The sequence below is a fragment of the Stenotrophomonas sp. 57 genome, from assembly GCF_030291075.1.
Taxonomy (GTDB): Bacteria; Pseudomonadota; Gammaproteobacteria; order Xanthomonadales; family Xanthomonadaceae; genus Stenotrophomonas.
Window position 1 is genome coordinate 3,716,350 of record NZ_CP127407.1, and the last position, 18,414, is coordinate 3,734,763.

The 18,414-nt window shown below is 67.4% G+C and carries 21 protein-coding genes; 10 read left to right on the forward strand and 11 right to left on the reverse strand.

What is annotated here, in order from left to right; all coding sequences use genetic code 11:
• Positions 1 to 26 precede the first annotated feature (26 nt).
• From fghA to QP512_RS17080, 5 genes are all read right to left on the reverse strand, one after another.
• On the reverse strand, positions 27 to 857 hold the full coding sequence (gene fghA, locus QP512_RS17060; RefSeq protein WP_286069847.1) for an S-formylglutathione hydrolase: 831 nt from the start codon (positions 855 to 857) through the stop codon (positions 27 to 29).
• A gap of 22 nt (positions 858 to 879) precedes the next feature.
• The gene (locus QP512_RS17065) at positions 880 to 1,224 is read right to left on the reverse strand and encodes a YqcC family protein (RefSeq protein ID WP_286069849.1); all 345 of its coding nucleotides are present in this window, start codon (positions 1,222 to 1,224) and stop codon (positions 880 to 882) included.
• An 8-nt stretch (positions 1,225 to 1,232) separates the two neighbouring features.
• Entirely contained in the window at positions 1,233 to 2,342 is a 1,110-nt protein-coding gene (locus QP512_RS17070) for an S-(hydroxymethyl)glutathione dehydrogenase/class III alcohol dehydrogenase (RefSeq protein ID WP_286069851.1), read from the reverse strand.
• A 58-nt stretch (positions 2,343 to 2,400) separates the two neighbouring features.
• Positions 2,401 to 2,676 carry a formaldehyde-responsive transcriptional repressor FrmR gene (gene frmR / locus QP512_RS17075; protein WP_005411009.1) on the reverse strand — a complete coding sequence of 92 codons (276 nt, stop codon included), beginning with the start codon at positions 2,674 to 2,676 and terminating at the stop codon, positions 2,401 to 2,403.
• 71 nt (positions 2,677 to 2,747) lie between these two features.
• Positions 2,748 to 3,653 carry a LysR family transcriptional regulator gene (locus QP512_RS17080; protein WP_286069853.1) on the reverse strand — a complete coding sequence of 302 codons (906 nt, stop codon included), beginning with the start codon at positions 3,651 to 3,653 and terminating at the stop codon, positions 2,748 to 2,750.
• Positions 3,654 to 3,780: 127 nt separating this feature from the next.
• On the opposite strand from QP512_RS17080, the gene QP512_RS17085 reads away from it, so the two are divergent.
• Positions 3,781 to 4,884, forward strand: coding sequence for an alkene reductase (locus QP512_RS17085; protein WP_286069855.1), 1,104 nt, complete (start codon positions 3,781 to 3,783; stop codon positions 4,882 to 4,884).
• A 46-nt stretch (positions 4,885 to 4,930) separates the two neighbouring features.
• Here QP512_RS17085 and QP512_RS17090 read toward each other — a convergent pair whose 3' ends face one another.
• Positions 4,931 to 5,473 carry a hypothetical protein gene (locus QP512_RS17090; RefSeq protein WP_286069856.1) on the reverse strand — a complete coding sequence of 181 codons (543 nt, stop codon included), beginning with the start codon at positions 5,471 to 5,473 and terminating at the stop codon, positions 4,931 to 4,933.
• A gap of 61 nt (positions 5,474 to 5,534) precedes the next feature.
• Positions 5,535 to 6,092, reverse strand: a complete 558-nt coding sequence (locus QP512_RS17095; protein ID WP_286069858.1) for a hypothetical protein — start codon at positions 6,090 to 6,092, stop codon at positions 5,535 to 5,537.
• Between the two features lie 115 nt (positions 6,093 to 6,207).
• On the opposite strand from QP512_RS17095, the gene QP512_RS17100 reads away from it, so the two are divergent.
• The gene (locus tag QP512_RS17100; protein WP_286069860.1) at positions 6,208 to 6,624 is read left to right on the forward strand and encodes a VOC family protein; all 417 of its coding nucleotides are present in this window, start codon (positions 6,208 to 6,210) and stop codon (positions 6,622 to 6,624) included.
• A 12-nt stretch (positions 6,625 to 6,636) separates the two neighbouring features.
• Here QP512_RS17100 and QP512_RS17105 read toward each other — a convergent pair whose 3' ends face one another.
• Positions 6,637 to 7,332 (reverse strand): hydrolase, encoded by a 696-nt coding sequence (locus QP512_RS17105; RefSeq protein ID WP_286069862.1) that lies wholly within the window; start codon positions 7,330 to 7,332, stop codon positions 6,637 to 6,639.
• A gap of 75 nt (positions 7,333 to 7,407) precedes the next feature.
• On the opposite strand from QP512_RS17105, the gene QP512_RS17110 reads away from it, so the two are divergent.
• Positions 7,408 to 8,070, forward strand: a complete 663-nt coding sequence (locus QP512_RS17110; protein ID WP_286069864.1) for a TetR/AcrR family transcriptional regulator — start codon at positions 7,408 to 7,410, stop codon at positions 8,068 to 8,070.
• Positions 8,071 to 8,179: 109 nt separating this feature from the next.
• Here the strand turns inward: QP512_RS17110 and QP512_RS17115 are convergent, their stop codons facing one another.
• On the reverse strand, positions 8,180 to 9,064 hold the full coding sequence (locus QP512_RS17115) for a LysR family transcriptional regulator (RefSeq protein WP_286069865.1): 885 nt from the start codon (positions 9,062 to 9,064) through the stop codon (positions 8,180 to 8,182).
• A 107-nt stretch (positions 9,065 to 9,171) separates the two neighbouring features.
• Between QP512_RS17115 and QP512_RS17120 the strand changes: the two genes are divergently transcribed.
• Complete coding sequence (locus QP512_RS17120; RefSeq protein WP_286069866.1) at positions 9,172 to 10,230, forward strand: NAD(P)-dependent alcohol dehydrogenase; 1,059 nt, start codon at positions 9,172 to 9,174, stop codon at positions 10,228 to 10,230.
• A 92-nt stretch (positions 10,231 to 10,322) separates the two neighbouring features.
• On the opposite strand, the gene QP512_RS17125 is transcribed toward QP512_RS17120, so the two are convergent.
• A complete protein-coding gene (locus tag QP512_RS17125; RefSeq protein WP_286069867.1) occupies positions 10,323 to 11,687 on the reverse strand; it encodes a glutamate--cysteine ligase in 1,365 nt (454 codons plus the stop codon).
• A 152-nt stretch (positions 11,688 to 11,839) separates the two neighbouring features.
• On the opposite strand from QP512_RS17125, the gene QP512_RS17130 reads away from it, so the two are divergent.
• From QP512_RS17130 to QP512_RS17140, 3 genes are all read left to right on the forward strand, one after another.
• Positions 11,840 to 12,544: a VIT family protein gene (locus QP512_RS17130; RefSeq protein WP_286069868.1), complete on the forward strand. Its 705-nt coding sequence runs from the start codon at positions 11,840 to 11,842 to the stop codon at positions 12,542 to 12,544.
• Positions 12,541 to 13,365 carry a helix-turn-helix transcriptional regulator gene (locus QP512_RS17135; RefSeq protein WP_286069869.1) on the forward strand — a complete coding sequence of 275 codons (825 nt, stop codon included), beginning with the start codon at positions 12,541 to 12,543 and terminating at the stop codon, positions 13,363 to 13,365. The genes QP512_RS17130 and QP512_RS17135 overlap by 4 nt, the downstream gene beginning before the upstream one ends.
• Before the next feature lie 666 nt (positions 13,366 to 14,031).
• Entirely contained in the window at positions 14,032 to 15,006 is a 975-nt protein-coding gene (locus QP512_RS17140; RefSeq protein WP_286069871.1) for an MBL fold metallo-hydrolase, read from the forward strand.
• 106 nt (positions 15,007 to 15,112) lie between these two features.
• On the opposite strand, the gene yihA is transcribed toward QP512_RS17140, so the two are convergent.
• Positions 15,113 to 15,715 carry a ribosome biogenesis GTP-binding protein YihA/YsxC gene (gene yihA, locus QP512_RS17145; RefSeq protein WP_286069872.1) on the reverse strand — a complete coding sequence of 201 codons (603 nt, stop codon included), beginning with the start codon at positions 15,713 to 15,715 and terminating at the stop codon, positions 15,113 to 15,115.
• Positions 15,716 to 15,872: 157 nt separating this feature from the next.
• Here yihA and QP512_RS17150 point away from each other — a divergent pair, with 157 nt between their 5' ends.
• From QP512_RS17150 to QP512_RS17160, 3 genes are all read left to right on the forward strand, one after another.
• A complete protein-coding gene (locus QP512_RS17150) occupies positions 15,873 to 16,673 on the forward strand; it encodes a c-type cytochrome (RefSeq protein ID WP_286069874.1) in 801 nt (266 codons plus the stop codon).
• Positions 16,674 to 16,779: 106 nt separating this feature from the next.
• On the forward strand, positions 16,780 to 17,430 hold the full coding sequence (locus QP512_RS17155) for a thiol:disulfide interchange protein DsbA/DsbL (protein ID WP_286069875.1): 651 nt from the start codon (positions 16,780 to 16,782) through the stop codon (positions 17,428 to 17,430).
• Between the two features lie 106 nt (positions 17,431 to 17,536).
• On the forward strand, positions 17,537 to 18,367 hold the full coding sequence (locus QP512_RS17160) for a thiol:disulfide interchange protein DsbA/DsbL (protein ID WP_286069877.1): 831 nt from the start codon (positions 17,537 to 17,539) through the stop codon (positions 18,365 to 18,367).
• The last annotated feature ends 47 nt before the right edge of the window (positions 18,368 to 18,414 follow it).

Below are 18,414 nucleotides of genomic sequence, written 5' to 3' on the forward strand. Positions count from 1 at the left end.
CAGCGGCCGGCACTACCGCAGACGCCTCAGGCGTTGAGGGCGCGGGCGTGGTGGGCGATGTGCTCGCCGATGAAGCTGCCAATGAAGTAGTAGCTGTGGTCGTAACCAGGCTGCAGGCGCAGGGTCAGCGGATGGCCGGCGGCCGCGCAGGCCTCCTGCAGGCGCTGTGGCTGCAGCTGGGTCTGCAGGAACTCGTCGGCCTCGCCCTGGTCGACCAGCAGCGGCAGTCGCTCTTCGGCGGTGGCCAGCAGCGCACAGGCATCCCACGCAGCCCAGTCGGCGGGGTTGTCGCCGAGGTAAGCATGGAAGGCCTTTTGACCCCACGGCACGTGGCTGGGCGCGACAATCGGCGAAAACGCCGACACGCTGCGATAGCGCCCCGGGTTGCGCAGCGCGATCACCAGCGCGCCATGGCCGCCCATCGAATGGCCACTGATCGCGCGGGCATCGGTCACCGCGAAGTTCGCTTCGATCAGCGCCGGCAGCTCCTGCGCCACGTAATCGTGCATGCGGTAGTGCGTCGCCCACGGCACGCGGGTGGCATTGAGGTAGAAGCCAGCGCCCTTGCCCAGGTCGTAGCCCTCGGCATCGGCCACATCGTCACCGCGCGGGCTGGTGTCGGGTGCGACGATGATCACCCCATGCTCGGCCGCATAGCGCTGCGCGCCGGCCTTGGTGATGAAATTCTGCTCGGTGCAGGTCAGGCCGCTCAGCCAGTACAGCACCGGCAGCGCCTGAGTATCCGCCTGCGGCGGCAGGTACACGGCGAACTGCATGTCGCAGCCCAGCGTGGTCGAATGATGGCGGTAGACGTCCTGCCAGCCACCGAAACAGGCGCGGTGTTCAATGCGTTCCATGGGACTCTCCTGCGTGCCGGCGTCAGCCGTCACGTGTGTTGATCAACTCATCCAGCTGCGACAGCAGGCGCAGCAGCGGCTCGACGCCGGGCTGGCCATCCAGGTTGCGGTACGCGGCCACCGCCACATCGCTGCGCGGTGGCCATCGGCCATCGGCGCGGGCCTCGTGCAGCCGCGGCAGGAAGACCTGCGCCAGCCAGTGCTCGAACGGCATCTCATCGATGCCGAACGGTGAATCCACCGGGCGCGGGGCACCGACCTCGCCTTCGACCCAGCCCAGCGCGCGCAGCACCTGCTCAATCGGGGCGACCAGGGCCGCGCGCGGGTCTTCCGCACGCGGCCCGCGCAGGGCATCCAGCCAGCCCATGCCGTGGCTCAGTAATGCACGACCGAACGGATCGACTTGCCTTCATGCATCAGGTCGAAGGCTTCGTTGATCTTGTCCAGGTCCATGGTGTGCGTGACGAACGGGGCGAGCTCGATATCGCCCTTCATCGCGTCCTCGACCATGCCCGGCAGCTGGCTGCGGCCCTTCACGCCACCGAAGGCGGTGCCCATCCACTTGCGGCCGGTCACCAGCTGGAACGGACGGGTGGAGATCTCCTGGCCCGAACCGGCCACGCCGATCACCACGCTCTGGCCCCAGCCACGGTGCGCGCATTCCAGCGCCGCGCGCATCACGTTGACGTTGCCGATGCACTCGAAGCTGTGGTCCACGCCCCAAGTGGTCATCTCGACGATGACCTGCTGGATCGGCGTGTCGAAGTCCTTTGGATTGATGCAGTCGGTGGCGCCGAATTCGCGCGCCAGTTCGAACTTGGACGGGTTGGTGTCCACCGCGATGATGCGGCCGGCCTTGGCCTGGCGCGCACCCTGGATCACCGCCAGGCCGATGCCACCGAGGCCGAACACCGCCACGCTGTCGCCTTCCTGCACCTTGGCGGTGTTGTGCACCGCGCCGATGCCGGTGGTGACACCGCAGCCAAGCAGGCAGACGTGTTCCGGGTTGGCGTCCGGATTGATCTTGGCCAGCGAGACTTCGGCCACCACGGTGTACTCGCTGAAGGTCGAGCAGCCCATGTAGTGGTACAGCGGCTCGCCGTTGTAGCTGAAGCGGCTGGTGCCATCGGGCATCACGCCCTTGCCCTGGGTCGCGCGCACGGCAACGCAGAGGTTGGTCTTGCCGCTCTTGCAGAACAGGCACTCGCCGCACTCGGCGGTGTACAGCGGAATCACGTGGTCGCCCGGCTTGACGCTGGTCACGCCCTCGCCCACGTCCAGCACGATGCCGGCGCCTTCATGGCCCAGCACCACCGGGAACAGGCCTTCCGGATCATCGCCGGACAGCGTGAACGCATCGGTGTGGCAGACACCGGTGTGGGTGATCTTGACCAGCACTTCGCCTGCCTTCGGCGGGGCGACGTCGATCTCGACGATCTGCAGCGGCTGACCGGGACCAAAGGCGACGGCGGCACGGGACTTCATGGTGGTTTCTCCAGAGACAGGCAATGACAGGATGGGCGACGCCATGTTGCGCCACCGTTTACTTCAGGTACGAGCGGATCAACGCGCTCATGTCGCGCACGCGTTCGGCGCGTTGTTCATCAGAGGCCGCGGGCTGGCCGAATTCCTCGCGCAGATGGGCCTCCATCACCTCGGACATCAGGCCGTTGACCGCGCCACGGATGGCCGCGATCTGCTGCAGCACCGGCCCGCAGTCGGCACCGGCTTCCAGCGCGCGGTCCAGCGCATCGCACTGGCCACGGATGCGGCGCACGCGGGCCAGGACCTTCTTTTTCTCTTCGGGGGAGTGCGGCATGACGGAGGCAGCTCGGAACTATACTAGGGGATAGTATACACTCCAGGTTTCCTGACTCAATCCGGGGGGCCTCAGTCGAACGCTCCCCGACCCGCCAGCCGCGCCAGTTCATCCACCACATAGCGCACCTTCGGTCGCAGGTGGCGGGTCGGTGGCCACAGTGCGTGGATGTCGATATGCCGCTGCATGTGCGCATCCAGCACCGAGTGCAGCGCGCCGGACTCCAGATGACGGCGCACCAGTGAGATGGGCATCTGGCAGATGCCGAGCCCAGCGATGGCCGCGTCGATCACCGCGTCGCCGTCGTTGAGCTGGTAGGCCGCATTCGGAATGAAGGTTCCTTCCGCATCATCGCTACCGATCCGCCACGCCACCGGCTGGCCGTGGCGGAAGCCGACGATGCTGCGGTGCTGCGCCAGCTCCTCGACAATGTGCGGGGTACCATGTGCCTGCAGGTACGCTGGCGATGCACAGGTGACCAGCCGCTGGCGCCCCAGCCGGCGTGCCACCAGATGCTCGGCCTGGTGCAGCCCACCGAAGCGGATCAGCAGGTCGATGCCTTCCTCGACGGGATCGATGAAGTGATCGGTGAAGGTCATCGTCAGCTGCAGGTCCGGGTACTGCCGGCACAGCCGCAGCAGCACCGGCAGCACCACCAGCCGCCCGAACGAGGACGGCATGTCGATGCGCAGCCGCCCGCTGGGCAGCCCGGCCGACCCCAGGCAGGCCTCGGCGGCGGAGATTTCTTCGAGCGCCGCCGCACACGATGCGTAGTACGCCTCGCCGTCGGTGGTCAGCGCGATGCGCCGCGTGGTGCGGTGGAACAGGCGCACGCCCAGCCGCGCTTCCAGCCGGGCGATGGCTTTGCCCACCGCCGAGCGCGAGATGCCCAGCGCATCGGCGGCTTCGGTGAAGCTGCCCGAGCGCGCTGTGGTGACGAAGGTCACCAGGCCATTCAAGGATTCCAGTGGCAACAACTTTCATGCTCCATTGGGGACAAATAGTCCCCAGCTACGGGAAATCGAAGCGCTTTATGCGCCCGCTTGTCAACGCCATCCTGTGTGCATCGCGCCGCTGGCGCCTCCCCGCACCGAGATGACCTACATGACCGCCGCCCTGTTCCAGCCGTTCGACCTGTCAGGCACCGCCCTGCGCAACCGCATCGCGATGGCCCCGATGACCCGCGCCCGCAACCCCGGTGCGGTCGCCAACGAACTCACCGCACAGTACTACCGGCAGCGCGCCAGCGCCGGCCTAATCATCAGTGAAGGCACGCCGGTATCGCCGCAGGGCCAGGGCTACATCGATGTGCCCGGCATCTGGTCGGCCGAGCAGGTCGCCGGTTGGAAGCTCGTCACCGAGGCGGTGCATGCCGCACAGGGCACGATCTTCGCGCAGCTGTGGCACGTGGGCCGCATGTCGCACAGCTCGCTGCAGCCCGATGGCGGGCAGCCGGTCAGTGCCGGCACCCGCCCGGTCGCCAGCGCGCCGAAGAACACCTCGTTCGTGTACCTGGACGACGGCAGCCGCGGCCACGCCGATCCAACCCCGGCACGTGCGCTGGCCACCGACGAAATCCCGGGCATCATTGGCGACTTCGCACGCGGCGCCGACAACGCGATCGCCGCCGGCTTCGACGGCATCGAACTGCACGCCGCCAACGGCTATCTGTTCGAACAGTTCCTCAACCCACTCATCAACCAGCGCGACGACCGCTATGGCGGCTCGCTGGCCAACCGTGCGCGGTTGATCCTGGAGACCGTCGACGCCATGGCGCAGCGCATCGGTTCGCACCGCATCGGCGTGCGCCTGGCACCGAACAACCTCACCTTCGACATGCCGTTCTATGACGGCAACGAGGCCACCTATCTGTACTTGGCCGAGGAACTGGGCAAGCGCGGCCTGGCCTACGTGCACCTCAACGACAACCTGCAGCAGGGCGAATCGGTGCTGGGCGAGGCATTTCTGCAGCAGTTCAAGCAGTCCTACGGCGGCACGCTGATCCTGGCCGGCGGGATGACGCGCGCACGTGCACTGCAGCTGGTCGAGGCCGGTACCATCGATCTGGCCGCGTTCGGCCAGCCGTTCATCGCCAACCCGGATCTGGTTGAACGCCTGCAGCGGGACGTCGCGCTCGCCACGCCGGACCGCAACACCTATTACGGTGGCGGCGAGGCCGGTTACCTCGATTACCCGCGCGCACAGTAGAGCCACGCCCTGCATGGATGCGATGCAACTCTCGCTGCGGAACGCATCACGGCGCCTTTTCTACCTTGGTCGAGTCCGAATCAAAGGTCAGCACACGGGTGCTGATCTCGCCCCTGGCCGAGTCCTTCCGACTCAGCTCCAGCCGCCCCTGGTTGCCCTGCGCCACCAGGCTGGCGGCAAAGCTGCCCTCGTTGGACAGTGCTGTGATCACGGCGGTGCCATCGGGCGCGACTCTCATGCCCACCCGATCGCGCACCTTGTATCCCACGCCAACCGGCGCATCCAACGCCATTACCGCGCTGCCATTGGCCATGGTGCCGATGCCACCGCGCTCATCGCCCTTCGCGTCGTAGATGGTCATGCCCGTTGCGCGTGAGTTGCGGGCAATGTCACTGGCATCCTCGGCAATCTGCACGCGCGTGCGCCCTTCGCTGTCGAGCACGGTCAGCTTATAGGTGCGGATCTCCGGCACCACGCCGGCGTCGGGCGTGGCCACACTGGTCCCGATCAGGGCCAACGATGCGCCCAGCGCGAACATCGAGGCAGCAAGCAGATTCCTGTGGCGCAGCCTGTGCTCCAGGCGTTCCAAGCGTACGGCTATATCCTGCTCATGCATGTTGCGCTCCCGGTTTGAGTCTGTGGTTGCTCCGTTACTTGCTATCCGCTTCCACGTGGATCACACGGGTGGATGCTCCGCCTTCGGCGGCGTCCACGCGGCTCAGCTCCAGCTGTCCTTCCGCGCCCTGCGCGACCAGCCTGGCGGCAAAGCCTCCGGCGTTGGAGAGGACACCGATGAGTGCCGAACCGTCCGCTCCCACCTTCATCCCGGCGCGATCAGACACGCGATAGCCAACGCCGCGCGGTGCATCCAAGGCAACCGTGGCACTGCCATCGTCGGCGGTGACCATGCCTCCGCGCTCCTGTTCATTGCCATCGAAGATGATCAACCCCGCCACCCGGGCGTTGCGCTTGATGTCCAGGTCCGGCGCGTCCTCGCCGATTTCCACGCGCTTGCGTCCTTCGTGATCAAGCATGATCAGGCGCTGGGTGCGAATCTCCAGAACGATGCCGGCCTCAGGGCTGGCAAAACCGTGACCGGCCAGTGAGGTCGATACCAACAGGATGGGCGTTGCCACCAGCAGCGAGCGCCATCGGCCTGCCCGCTGCTCAAGCTTGCGTACGCGCGCTTCCACTTCCAGATCCCGCATGGAATCCTCCCTGGCAACGAGGCCGCCGGTCGCAACGACGGAGGGCACTCCGATCCTGAACTACAGTTCGATCCTAGAGCGTCCATCCGTGCCCAACAACATGACGAAAGTCCCCATGAACTCCGTCACCGCTTCGTTCATCGTCAACCTCGACGTGCCCGATCTTGCTGCCGCTGAAACCTTCTACACCGAAGCCTTCGGCCTGCGGATCGGCCGCCGTCTCGGGCCGGAGGCCGTGGAACTGCTCGGCGGGCCAACACCGTTGTACCTGCTGCAGAACGACGCCGGCAGCGCTGCCACCGAAGACGGCGACGTGCGCGACTACGAGCGCCATTGGACGCCGCTGCACCTGGACTGGGTGGTGGATGACATCGAAGCTGCAGTGGCACGTGCGGTTGCGGCCGGGGCGACACTCGAGCAGTCCGTGCGCGAGCGTCGCTGGGGGTGCATCGCCGTGCTGGCCGATCCGTTCGGCCATGGCTTCTGCCTGATCCAGTTCAGCAGCGAAGGCTACGACGTGCTGGTCGAATGACCATTGCACCACTCACCACGGCAACGGCACCGCTTCGCCGTTGGCACGCTCGCCGTAGTACAGCGACGGCAGCAGGCGCGAGAGGAAGCTGAACTCGGTGTAGCAGTGCTTGAGCAGGCCCAGCCCGACCGCATCGCCGGCATCGCGGTGCGGATCGGTGCTGTCCAGGCCGAGCACGAAGCGGCTGCGCAGCACGCAGCCAAACGGCGTATCGCGTGCCACGTGCAGCATCTGCCCGTCGCAGGGATCACCGTTTGCATCCAGGCGGACGTGGTCGCCGAAGCCGATGCGCGCGGCGATCACCGCCGATACATCGCCTGCATCCTGTACCGCCTGCAGTCGCTCGGGCGCCAGCAACGTGCGCGGGTCATGGAACTTCAGGCGCGCCGCCACCGGCGGAATGTCGGCCAGCGATTCCACCGCATGGATGCTGGCGCCGTGGTAGCTGCGCCCGCGCTGCCAGGCCTCGTCCCAGCCGCGATGCTCGACATGATCGACCGGATGCCACCAGCGGATGTGCTGGGTGGTCTCGAAGAAGGTGAACCACCAGTCCAGCATGCGGCCCTTGCAGCCGTGCAGATCGGTGCGCACCGCCACCAGCAGGGTGCCGTCTTCGCGGCGCTGGATGCCGGTCTCCAGATGCATCGGCGCCGGGTCCAGCAGATCGTGGTGGTCCAGCCAGGCGCGAGCGTTCACAGCGGTATCCATCGGGGTGTCCTACGGGTTGGGAGATCTGACAATACGGAAACGTACATCGTTTCGCAATTAGATGGGTGCGGTAAGATGGGCGCAATGAACAGCACCCCCCTGCCCGAACCCACATCACCGACCCGCCGTCGCGGCCGCCCTGCACGACCGGAAGCCGAAGTCCGCCACGCCGTGCTGCAGGCCACGCTGGAGCTGCTGCTGGCGCAGGGTTACGAGGCCACCACCGTCGAAGCGGTGGCGGCGCATGCCGGGGTGGCGAAGAAGACCGTCTATCGGCATGCCAGCAACCGCGAGGAACTGGTCGGGTTGGCGGTGCGTGAGTGGACGGACGGCTTCGCGCCACAACTGCAGCGCGATGCGCGCAATACCGACGAGGTGCTGCCGTTGCTTCAGGACATCCTGCACGCGGTGTGCGCACAGGCGCTGTCGGCGCAGGCGGTGCAGGTGTTCCGCCTGCTGGCCACCGATTTCCCCGGCAAGGATGCGCTGCTGCAGGCCTACCTGGACAACGGCATTGAACGCGGCCGAGCGCTGCTGGCTGACTGGCTGGCGCGACAGCAACAACGCGGGCTGCTGCGCGAGGGAGATCCTGTTCGCATGGCGCGATTGCTGCTCGCGATGGCCGTGGCCGAGCCACTGCGCGAACGCGTGATCGGCGTGGTGGCCGAGGATGCGCCGGTGGACGCGCACCTGCGTGAGTGCATGGCGTTGTTGGGGCCGGTGTTGCAGGGGGCGTAGGGTTGCTCCATCCACGCATGGCGTGGATCTACCGGCCGATCCCGATTCGTTGGTCGGCAATGGCCTGCCCCGGTGGGTGCCGACCGTTGGTCGGCACGCCTGCAGCACCTCACTCGCGCAGCATATCCACGAACGCGCGCAGCGCACCAGGCATCTGCCGCTGTTTGGGGTAATACAGCGCGAAGCCGGCGAACGGTTCACTCCAGTCTTCCAGCACCGCCACCATCTGCCCGGAGGCGATGTACGGCCGCGCGGTGTCTTCCAGCACGTAGGCCAGGCCGATGCCATCGAGTACCGCGCCGACCACGGTGCCCTGCTCGCCCAGCGTCAGTCGTCCAGGCACGTCGATTTCCAGCGCCTGCCCATCGCGCTCGAACTGCCACTTGTACAGATGCCCGCTGGCGAAGCGGAAACGGATGCACTCGTGTGCCGCCAGATCACGCGGATGCTGGGGAGCCGGACGTCGCTGCAGATACTCTGGCGAGCCGACGATCAACCCGCGCAGCGGCGGTCCCATCGGCACCGCCACCATGTCCTCGGGCACGAACTCGTGCAGGCGCACGCCGGCGTCATAGCCCTCGGCGACGATGTCGACCAGGCCATCGTTCTCGGTCAGTTCCACCCGCACGTCCGGATGGGCGTGCAGGAAGTGGGCCAGCCGCGGCCCCAACTGGGTCGCCACGGCAGCGCGCGTCGCATTGATCCGCAGCAGGCCGGCAGGGGCGGCGCGGAACTGGTTCATCTCCTCCAGCGCGTCATGCACCTGGCCCAGCGCCGGCTGCAGGCGCTCCAGCAGGCGCTGCCCGGCCTCGGTCAGGGCCACGCTGCGGGTGGTGCGATGGAACAGGCCGACGCCCAGCCGCTCCTCCAGCGCGCGGATCGCATAGCTCACCGCCGAGGTCGACAGGGCCAGTTCGGCACCGGCACGGCGGAAACTGCGATGGCGGGCCACCGCGGCGAACGCGGCCAGATGGGTGAGGTTGTCACTGGCCATGATTGTGCAGTTCCACTTGATGAATCATGCCGATATCCGCGCTTCTTGCCGCTGGGAACGGGGCGTATTGTAAAACGCCTTTCGACAAACCCTGCCAAGGATTCTCCATGTCCCTCGCCCGTGGTTACGCCGCCCATTCACATACCGACCCGCTGGTTCCGTACGAGTTCGAACGCCGCGCGGTCGGCCCGGACGATGTGCGCATCGAGATCCTCTACAGCGGCATCTGCCACTCCGACCTGCACCAGGCCCGCGACGACTGGGGTGGCTCGATCTACCCGATGGTGCCGGGCCACGAGATCATCGGCCGCGTGACCGAGGTCGGCAGCAACGTCACCCGCTTCAAGGTGGGCGACCATGCCGGCGTCGGCTGCATGGTCGACTCGTGCCGTCACTGCGATGCCTGCGAGCACGACCTGGAGCAGTACTGCGCCGAAGGCGCGACCTGGACCTACAACGGCCGTGAACGCGAAAGCGGCGCACCGACCTACGGTGGCTACTCCGACCACGTGGTGGTCGAACAGCGCTTCGTGGTGAAGGTGTCCGACACCCTCGACCTGAAGGCGGCCGCCCCGCTGCTGTGCGCCGGCATCACCACCTGGTCGCCGCTGCGCCACTGGAAGGTCGGCCCGGGCCAGAAGGTCGGCGTGATCGGTCTGGGTGGTCTCGGCCACATGGGCGTGAAGTTCGCCAAGGCACTCGGCGCGCACGTGGTGATGATCACCACCACCCCGGAAAAGGGTGCCGACGCCAAGCGCCTGGGCGCCGACGAAGTGCTGGTCTCGCGCGATGCCGCGCAGATGAAGGCGCATGCCGGCAGCTTCGACTTCCTGCTCAACACCATTCCGGTCGGCCATGACACCAACCCGTACATGGGCCTGCTCAAGCGCGAGGCCACCATGTGCCTGGTCGGCGTGCTGACCGAACTGGACCCGCCGCTGACCGGCGGCAGCGTGATCTTCGGCCGCAAGCACCTGACCGGCTCGGCGATCGGCGGCATGGCCGAGACCCAGGAAATGATGGACTTCTGTGCCGAGCACGACATCGTCAGCGATGTGGAGATGATCGACATCAAGAACGTCAACGAAGCCTGGGAGCGCATGGCGAAGAACGATGTGCGCTACCGCTTCGTGATCGACATGGCGACGATGAAGAACGCAGCCTGATCCAGGGCAGATGTAAAAAATGAAAAACCCCGGCAATGCCGGGGTTTTTCTTCTGGGATTGCCGGCCAGCGGCCCGCACTACCGCAAGGCGATCAATACGCGAACTCGCGGAAGACCGGATCCACATCGCCGTGCCAGCGGCCATGGAACAGCGCCAGCTTGCGCTCGGCCGGGGTCAGGCCGGATTCGACGATCTCCTGCAGCACGTCCAGGAACTTGCTCTCGTCCTGGCCATCGGCATTGCGCGCGGCACGGCGCTTGAGGCCTTCCACCGAAATCTTCACCGCCTCGCGGGCCAGGTCGCGCACCGTGCCGTTGCGGAACGGCAGGTTCATCGCATGCTTCGGTACACCGTCGCGCAGCGCATGGCGCTCGGCCAGGGTGAAGTCGCGCACCAGGTCCCAGGCGGCATCCAGCGCGGTGTCGTCGTACAGCAGGCCCACCCAGAACGCCGGCAGCGCACACAGGCGGCTCCACGGGCCGCCATCGGCGCCGCGCATTTCCAGGTACTTCTTCAGGCGCACTTCCGGGAACGCAGTGGTCATGTGGTCCGACCAGTCGCGCAGCGTCGGCAGCGCACCCGGCAGCACCGGGAGCTTGCCCTGCATGAAATCGCGGAAGCTCTGCCCGCTGGCGTCGTGGTAGATGCCATCGCGGTAGGAGAAGTACATCGGCACGTCGAGCAGGTAATCGACATAGCGCTCGTAACCGAAGCCCTCCTCGAACACGAAGTCCAGCATGCCGGTGCGGTCGGCGTCGGTGTCGGTCCAGATGTGCGAGCGGTAGCTCAGGTAGCCATTCGGCTTGCCTTCGGTGAATGGCGAATCGGCAAACAGCGCGGTGGCGATCGGCTGCAGCGCCAGCGACACGCGGAACTTCTTCACCATGTCCGCTTCGGTGGCGTAGTCCAGGTTCACCTGTACCGTGCAGGTGCGGGTCATCATGTCCAGGCCGAGCGAGCCGACCTTGGGCATGTACGAGCGCATGATCTTGTAGCGGCCCTTCGGCATCCACGGCATCTCATCGCGCTTCCACTTCGGCTGGAAACCCATGCCGAGGAAACCCAGCTGCAATTCGCCTGCCACCTGCGCCACTTCATTGAGGTGGGTGCCGGTCTCCACGCAGGTCTGGTGGATGGTCTCCAGCGCTGCACCGGACAGTTCCAGCTGACCGGCCGGTTCCAGCGTCACCGAAGCGCCATCGCGCAGCAGGGCGATGGTGTTGCCGTTTTCCTGCACCGGCGTCCAACCAAAACGGACCAGGCCGTTGAGCAGCGCTTCGATGCCCCGCTCGCCTTCGAAGGTCGGCGGGCGCAGGTCATCCAGGCGGAAGCCGAACTTCTCGTGCTCGGTACCAATGCGCCACCGCGCGCGGGGCTTTTCGCCGGAGGCGATCTCCGCCACCAGCTGCGAGCGGTCGGTAATGGGGGTATCGGCGACGTGGCTGGGGCTCGACAAGGGGGTGGCTCGCTGGACAGTGGCAGGGGATGTGGGGCCCAGGGCCTTCCATCGCAAGGGCGCACTATAGCGTGGCACTCTGCTGCGTCATGCGACGGTGACGGGTTTCAGCATCCTACCGACGCCCTCTTGACCCTCGTACACTCAGGGTCATGAGCCGCCATTCACGACACCCCGAACTGCACCGCTCCGAGCGCGTCGGCTGGCTGCGTGCCGCCGTGCTGGGCGCCAACGATGGCATTGTCTCGGTGGCTGGCCTGGTGGTTGGCGTGGCCGCCAGCGGCGCCTCGGCCAGCACGATCCTGGCCACCGGCGTGGCCGGCACCGTGGCCGGCGCGATGTCGATGGCCGCCGGCGAGTATGTCTCGGTGCAGACCCAGGCCGACACCGAGGACGCCGACCTGGCGATGGAAAAACGCGAGCTGCGCGAAGACCCGCATAGCGAGCTGGAAGAGCTGGCCGCGATCTACCGCCACCGCGGACTGGAACCGGCGCTGGCACGGCAGGTGGCCGAACAGCTCACCGCGCACGACGCGCTCGGTGCCCACGCCCGCGACGAACTGGGCATTACCGATACCCTGCGCGCACGCCCCCTGCAGGCGGCGCTGGCCTCGGCCGGCGCCTTCACCTGTGGCGCCGTACTGCCGGTACTGACCGCCCTGCTCGCACCGGTGGACAAGGTCGCGGTGATGACCACGGCCAGCACCCTGCTCGGCCTGTGCCTGACCGGCGCGATGGCGGCCCAGGCCGGCGGCGCACCGCCGGTACGCGGCGCGATCCGGGTGATGTTCTGGGGCGCGCTGGCGATGGCCGCGGCCGCAGTCGTCGGTCGCCTGCTCGGTGCCCACGTGTCATGACCGCCATGCTGCCCCCGGCCACCGCGCTGCTGGCCGAGATGGCCAGCCTGGCCGGCTGTGAACGCGCCGAGGGCTATGCCTGCATCACCGCACGCCGCGAGCATGGCGCAAGTTCGGTGGAGATTCCGCAACCGCAGTTCGCGATCCTGCTGGAAGGCCGCAAGCAGGTACGCACCGCGCACCAGTCGCTGGAGTTCGTGCCCGGCGACATCCTGCTGCTGAGCCAGCGTTGCCGCATCGATGTGGTCAACACACCCGACCCGCGCAGTGGCCGTTACCTCAGCGCCATCGTGCCGCTGCGTGCCGAAGTGCTGGCGGCCGCTCGCACGCTGTGGAGCGAGGGGCTTCCCGCGCCCGGCCAGGCGATGGCGCGGTTGCCGTTGATCGAACATGGCGCGGTACTGCGCCAATGGCGGCAATCGCTGCAGGACGGGCGTTACAGCGAAGCACGATTGGCCCTGGCCTCGCTGGTACTGACCCTGTGCCGGCAGGGCCACGGCAACCTGCTGCTGCCGCAGGCGCCGAGCCTGGGCGAACAGATCCGCGACCGCATCGCCGCCGAACCGGCACGCGACTGGCAGTCGCGCGATGTGGAAGAACAGTTCGCGCTGAGCGGCGCGACCCTGCGCCGCCGGCTCGCTGCCGAGGACACCAGCCTGCGCCAGCTGCTCACCGAGGCACGGCTGGCGCATGGCATGCAGCTGCTCTACACCACGGACCTGCCGTTGAAGACCGTGGCCGCACGCGCGGGCTATCGGTCTGCGGCGAGTTTCAGCAAGCGCTTCGCCGAGCAGTATGGGCTGGCGCCCACAGACATCTGAGGGGGTTCGGCAGGGCTGCGCCCTGCACCCGCCGAAGCGAGTGCAAGAGCCGTAGCAACAGCAACAGCATGCATTCCGTGGGATGGCGGGGGGCGGTGTGGGTGGGCAGGACACGCCGTAAACCCGTCCCTGGGGGCTCGATGGCGCCATCCATGGCGCCAACGGTCCTGCCCACCCACACCGCCCCACCTTCGACAGGTTCACTCGGCTGTTGGCAACTGCGGCTTTGTTCCGCGCGGCTGTTGGTAGGTGTCGACCTTGGTCGACACATCTGTCAGATATCGAATGAGTCATCCACGCATGGCGTGGATCTACTGTGTCGACCAAGGTCGACACCCACTAAGGCAATACGTCGTTCCGACAGATCGCGGCCAACTGTCGAAGGCGGGGTGGGTCCGGTTGCGGGAGTGTCCGCGGCATGGATGCCGCGGCCAAGCCCCCATGGAAGGGTTTACGGCGTCTCCCGCAACCGGACCCACCCCGCCATCCCACAGGAAACCAGCTTTTGCTTCGGCCGTTGCCGTTGCCGTTGCCTCTGCGGGTGCAGGGCGCAGCCCTGCAGCCCCCCCTTCCCTGAGCATTCCACGTAGTGGTTTGAGCGCCGCGCACACGCCAGCCACGGCACGCTAGGCCAACGGAACCACCCGTCATCCACCGAGAACCACCATGACCCTGCGCCACCTGCCCCTGCGCTCCGCCCTGCTGCTGGTCCTGTCGTCCCTGCCGCTGGCCGCGCTGGCCGAGGCTACTTCACCCGCCCCCACCCAGCAGGTGCCTGGCGTCTATCACCAGCGCGTCGGCGCACTGCAGGTCACCGCCCTGTTCGATGGCGTGGTCGCGCTGGGCCGGCAGGAAGTGGTGGACGTGCCGCCCACCCTGGTCAGCCGCCTGCTGGATGGCCGCTACGTACCGGAGGACAAGAAGGGCCTGCAGACCGCGATCAATGCATTCCTGATCCGCCAGGGCAACCACCTGACCCTGGTCGATACCGGCACCGCGCAGTGCTTCGGCCCTGGCCTGGGCCAGGTGCTGGGCAACCTGCGCGCGTCCGGGGTGGACCCGGCCGAGGTGGACGACGTGCTGCTGACCCATGCCCATCCGGACCACCTGTGCGGCGTGCTCGATGCGCAGGGCAAGCCGGCCTATCCCAACGCCACGGTGTGGCTGTCCAAGGCCGATGCCGACTACTGGCTCAACCCGGCCAGCGAGGCCACCGCGCCGCAGGGCGTGCGCTTCGCCTTCCCGCTGGCGCGCAACGCGGTGGCGCCGTACCAGGCCAGCGGCCATCTGCGTACGTTCAACCCCGGCGATGCCCTGCCTGGCGGCGCCGTGGCGATGGATACCCATGGCCATACGCCCGGCCATGTCTCCTATCGGTTCGACAGCCAGGGCCAGTCACTGCTGGTATGGGGCGATGTGCTGCACTTCCATGCGGTGCAGTTCGCGCACCCGGAGGCCGCATTCGAAGCGGATTCTGACCGCAACGCGGCCACCGCCAGCCGACGCGGCCTGCTGCAGCAGGCCACCACCAGGGGCTGGTGGGTGGCCGGTGCGCACCTCCCGTTCCCCGGCCTGGGCCATGTGCGTGCCGAGGGCGAGGCCTATGCGTGGGTGCCGGCGGAGTATTCGCCGTTGAAATGAGCCGATGAGCCCTTGTAGGGCCGAGCCCATGCGCGGCTACCGGGGCCTGGCCGCGCTGCGCGCGGCAGCCGAGCGTGGGCTCGGCGCTACAGGAAAACCGGAAGCCTTATTCCAGTCCCAGCCAGCCGCCGATCACGCCACGGGCTTCGTCCACGCCGGTGCGGTCCTCACCGGAGAACACCTGCACGCTGACGCTGTCGCCGTAGGCCGACTGCAGCTCCTTGCGCACCTTCTGCAGGGTCTGCATCTGCTGGCTGCGGCTGAGCTTGTCGGCCTTGGTCAGCAACGCGTGCGCGGGCATGCCACGCTGCACGGCATAGGACAGCATCTGCCGGTCGTAGTCCTTCAACGGATGGCGGATGTCCATCACTACCACCAGCCCCTTCAGGGCCTCGCGGGTGCGGAAATAGCGGTCGATGAAGGCCTGCCAGTGGGCCTGCAGGTCCAGCGGCACCTTGGCGTAGCCATAACCGGGCAGGTCGACCAGATGCGCTTCCGGGGTGATCTGGAAGAACACCAGCTGCTGGGTGCGGCCGGGCGTCTTGGAGACACGGGCCAGCGCGTTCTGGCGGGTCAGCGCGTTGAGCGCACTGGATTTGCCGGCGTTGGAGCGGCCGGCAAAGGCCACTTCGGCACCTTCGTCGGGCGGCAGCTGCCGCACGTTGTGGGCCGAGAGGTGGTAACGGGCGCGTTCGATGAGCAATGACATGTGCCTAGGATCGCATGTTGCGGCGCCGCGCGCCCGTGCCGGCGGCCCCCTGCGGGCATTTTGCTGCACTGCTGCGTTGACCGTGCGCGGAAACGCCGTTGATAATCCGGGCGATGCCGGCGGCCACCGCCCGGCCCGGTCCATACGGAGCTTCAGCATGCGCCACGCTCGCGTTCTTGCCGTATCCGCCCTTGCCACTGCCGTAGTCGTTGCCGCTGCTGCGTTCGCGCAGACCACGTTGACCCCGCTGCCCGACAACGGGCCGATCAAAACCGCCTCGCTGGAGGTAGACTTCAGCAAAACCCACTGGGGCGATGCCAAGGCCGGCCAGACCAAGGCCTCGGCCTGCGCGGCCTGCCATGGCGCCGATGGCAATTCCACGGTCGAGATGTATCCGTCCATCGCCGGCCAGAGCGAGCGATACGTGGCCCAGCAGATGGCCCTGATCGCCAACGGCCAGCGCAGCTCGGGCGCCGCGGTGGCGATGGTCCCGTTCGTGCAGAACCTCACGCCGCAGGACATGCGCGATATCGGCGCGTTCTTCGCCACCCAGAAGGCCACGGCCGGCATCGCCGACGATACGGCGGTCACCGACGGCCCGTACAAGGGCATGAAGTTCTACGAGATCGGCCAGCAGCTGTACCGCGGCGGTGATGCCAAGCGCGGCCTGCCGGCCTGCATGGCCTGCCACGGCCCCAGCGGTGCCGGCAATCCCGGCCCGGCCTACCCGCACATCGGCGGCCAGCACGCCAGCTATGTCGCGCGCCGCCTGCAGGAATACCAGGCCGGCCAGACCAACGAGACCGACAAGGCCCACTTCCAGATCATGGCCACGGTGGCGCAGAAGCTGAGCGAGCAGGAAGTGCAGGCGCTGTCGAGCTACCTGCAGGGCCTGCACAACAAGGCCGACGACATGGCCGCCACGGTCGCGCCGACGCAACCGGCTGCCGCCCCCTGACCGCCACTGGTCGGCCCGGGCCGCCACCGCGGCCCTCGCCTGCGGTATGTTTCGTTCACGCCGGCGGCTGCGCCGGCGTTGCTTTTTTCAACGGAGATGCGTGTCGATGAGGTTGATTTCCCGCCTGCTGTTGTCCCTGCTGGTCGTGCTGCCGCTGGCGGCCAGTGCCGCCGCCCCTGCCAACGCACCGCTGGTGGAAGGCAAAGACTACGAACGCATCGCCCAGCCGGGCCCGTTCCAGCCGCTGGCCGGCAAGATCGAGGTGGTCGAGGTCTTCGGCTACACCTGCCCGCACTGCGCCCATTTCGAACCGCAGCTGGAAGCCTGGGCGGCCAAGTTGCCGGCCGACGTGCGTTTCACCCCGGTCCCGGCCGCCTTCGGCGGTGCCTGGGATGCCTGGGCCCTGGCCTATTACGCTGCCGATGAAGTCGGCGTGGCCAAGCGCAGCCATGCCGCCGTGTTCAAGGCCCTGCACGAACAGGGTTCGCTGCCGATGCAGAACGTCTCGGCCGATGAGCTCGCCACCTTCTACAAGGCCTACGGCGTGACCCCGGACCGTTACCTGCAGGCCCTGCGCGGCGACGCCGTGCAGAAGAAGGTCGACGCCGCCCGCGCCTTCGCCCAGCGCACCAAGGTGCCGGGCACCCCGGCCATCATCATCAACGGCCAGTACCTGGTGCGTGGCAACAGCTTCGACGATCAGCTGCGCATCGCATCGGCGCTGATCGCCCAGGCCCGCGCCGCCCGCGGCCGCTGAACCAACACCCACCACCGACACGGCGCTGTCGCCGCCGCGTGTCATCATTTCCCCCTGGCCCGCGCATGACGCCGGCCCCACCATTCCAGATGCTGGAGACGTTTCCATGAAGATCCGTTACGCCCTCGCCCTCGCAGCGCTGCTGCCGATCCTGGCTGCCTGCAAGGCCGACGACGGCAGCACCAACACCACCGCAGCCCCGGCCCAACCGGCTGCCGCTCCGGCGACCTCCGAACCGGCCGCTCCGACCGCGGGTACCGAAGGCGCAGCCCCGGCCGCAGCCGAAGGCGAGAAGGCCGCGGCTGAAGCCGCACCGGCCGCCGCACCGGCCCCGACCACCGCCGCACTGACCGGCCCGGCCCCGGTGGAAGGCGCCGACTACCAGGTGATCCCGAACGGCCAGCCGTTCCAGCCGGCCGCTGGCAAGATCGAAGTGACCGAGATCTTCGGCTACGTCTGCCCGGCCTGCGCCGCGTTCCAGCCGCTGGTCGGCCCGTGGAAGGCCGGCCTGCCGAGCGACGTGAACTTCGTCTACGTGCCGGCCATGTTCGGCGGCACCTGGGATGATTACGCCCGTGCCTTCTACGCCGCGCAGACCCTGGGCGTGCAGGAGAAGACCCACGAAGCGCTGTACGCCGCCATTCACTCGCAGAAGACCCTGAAGGGCGAGCGTGGCCGTGACTCGGTGGAGGACATCGCCAAGTTCTACAGCGCCTACGGTGTGGACCCGAAGCAGTTCGCCGCCACCATGGGCAGCTTCGCAGTGAATGCCAAGACCAACTCGGCCAAGCAGTTCGCGCAGCGCAGCCAGATCAGCGGCACCCCGTCGATCATCGTCAACGGCAAGTACCTGGTGAAGGGCAAGAGCTTCCCGGACATGCTGCGCATCGCCGACCACCTGATCGCCCGCGAACGCGGTGCGGCCCAGGCTCACTGATCCAAGAGAAGCGTTTCCCGGCCGTGAATTCCCCCCGTACACGGACC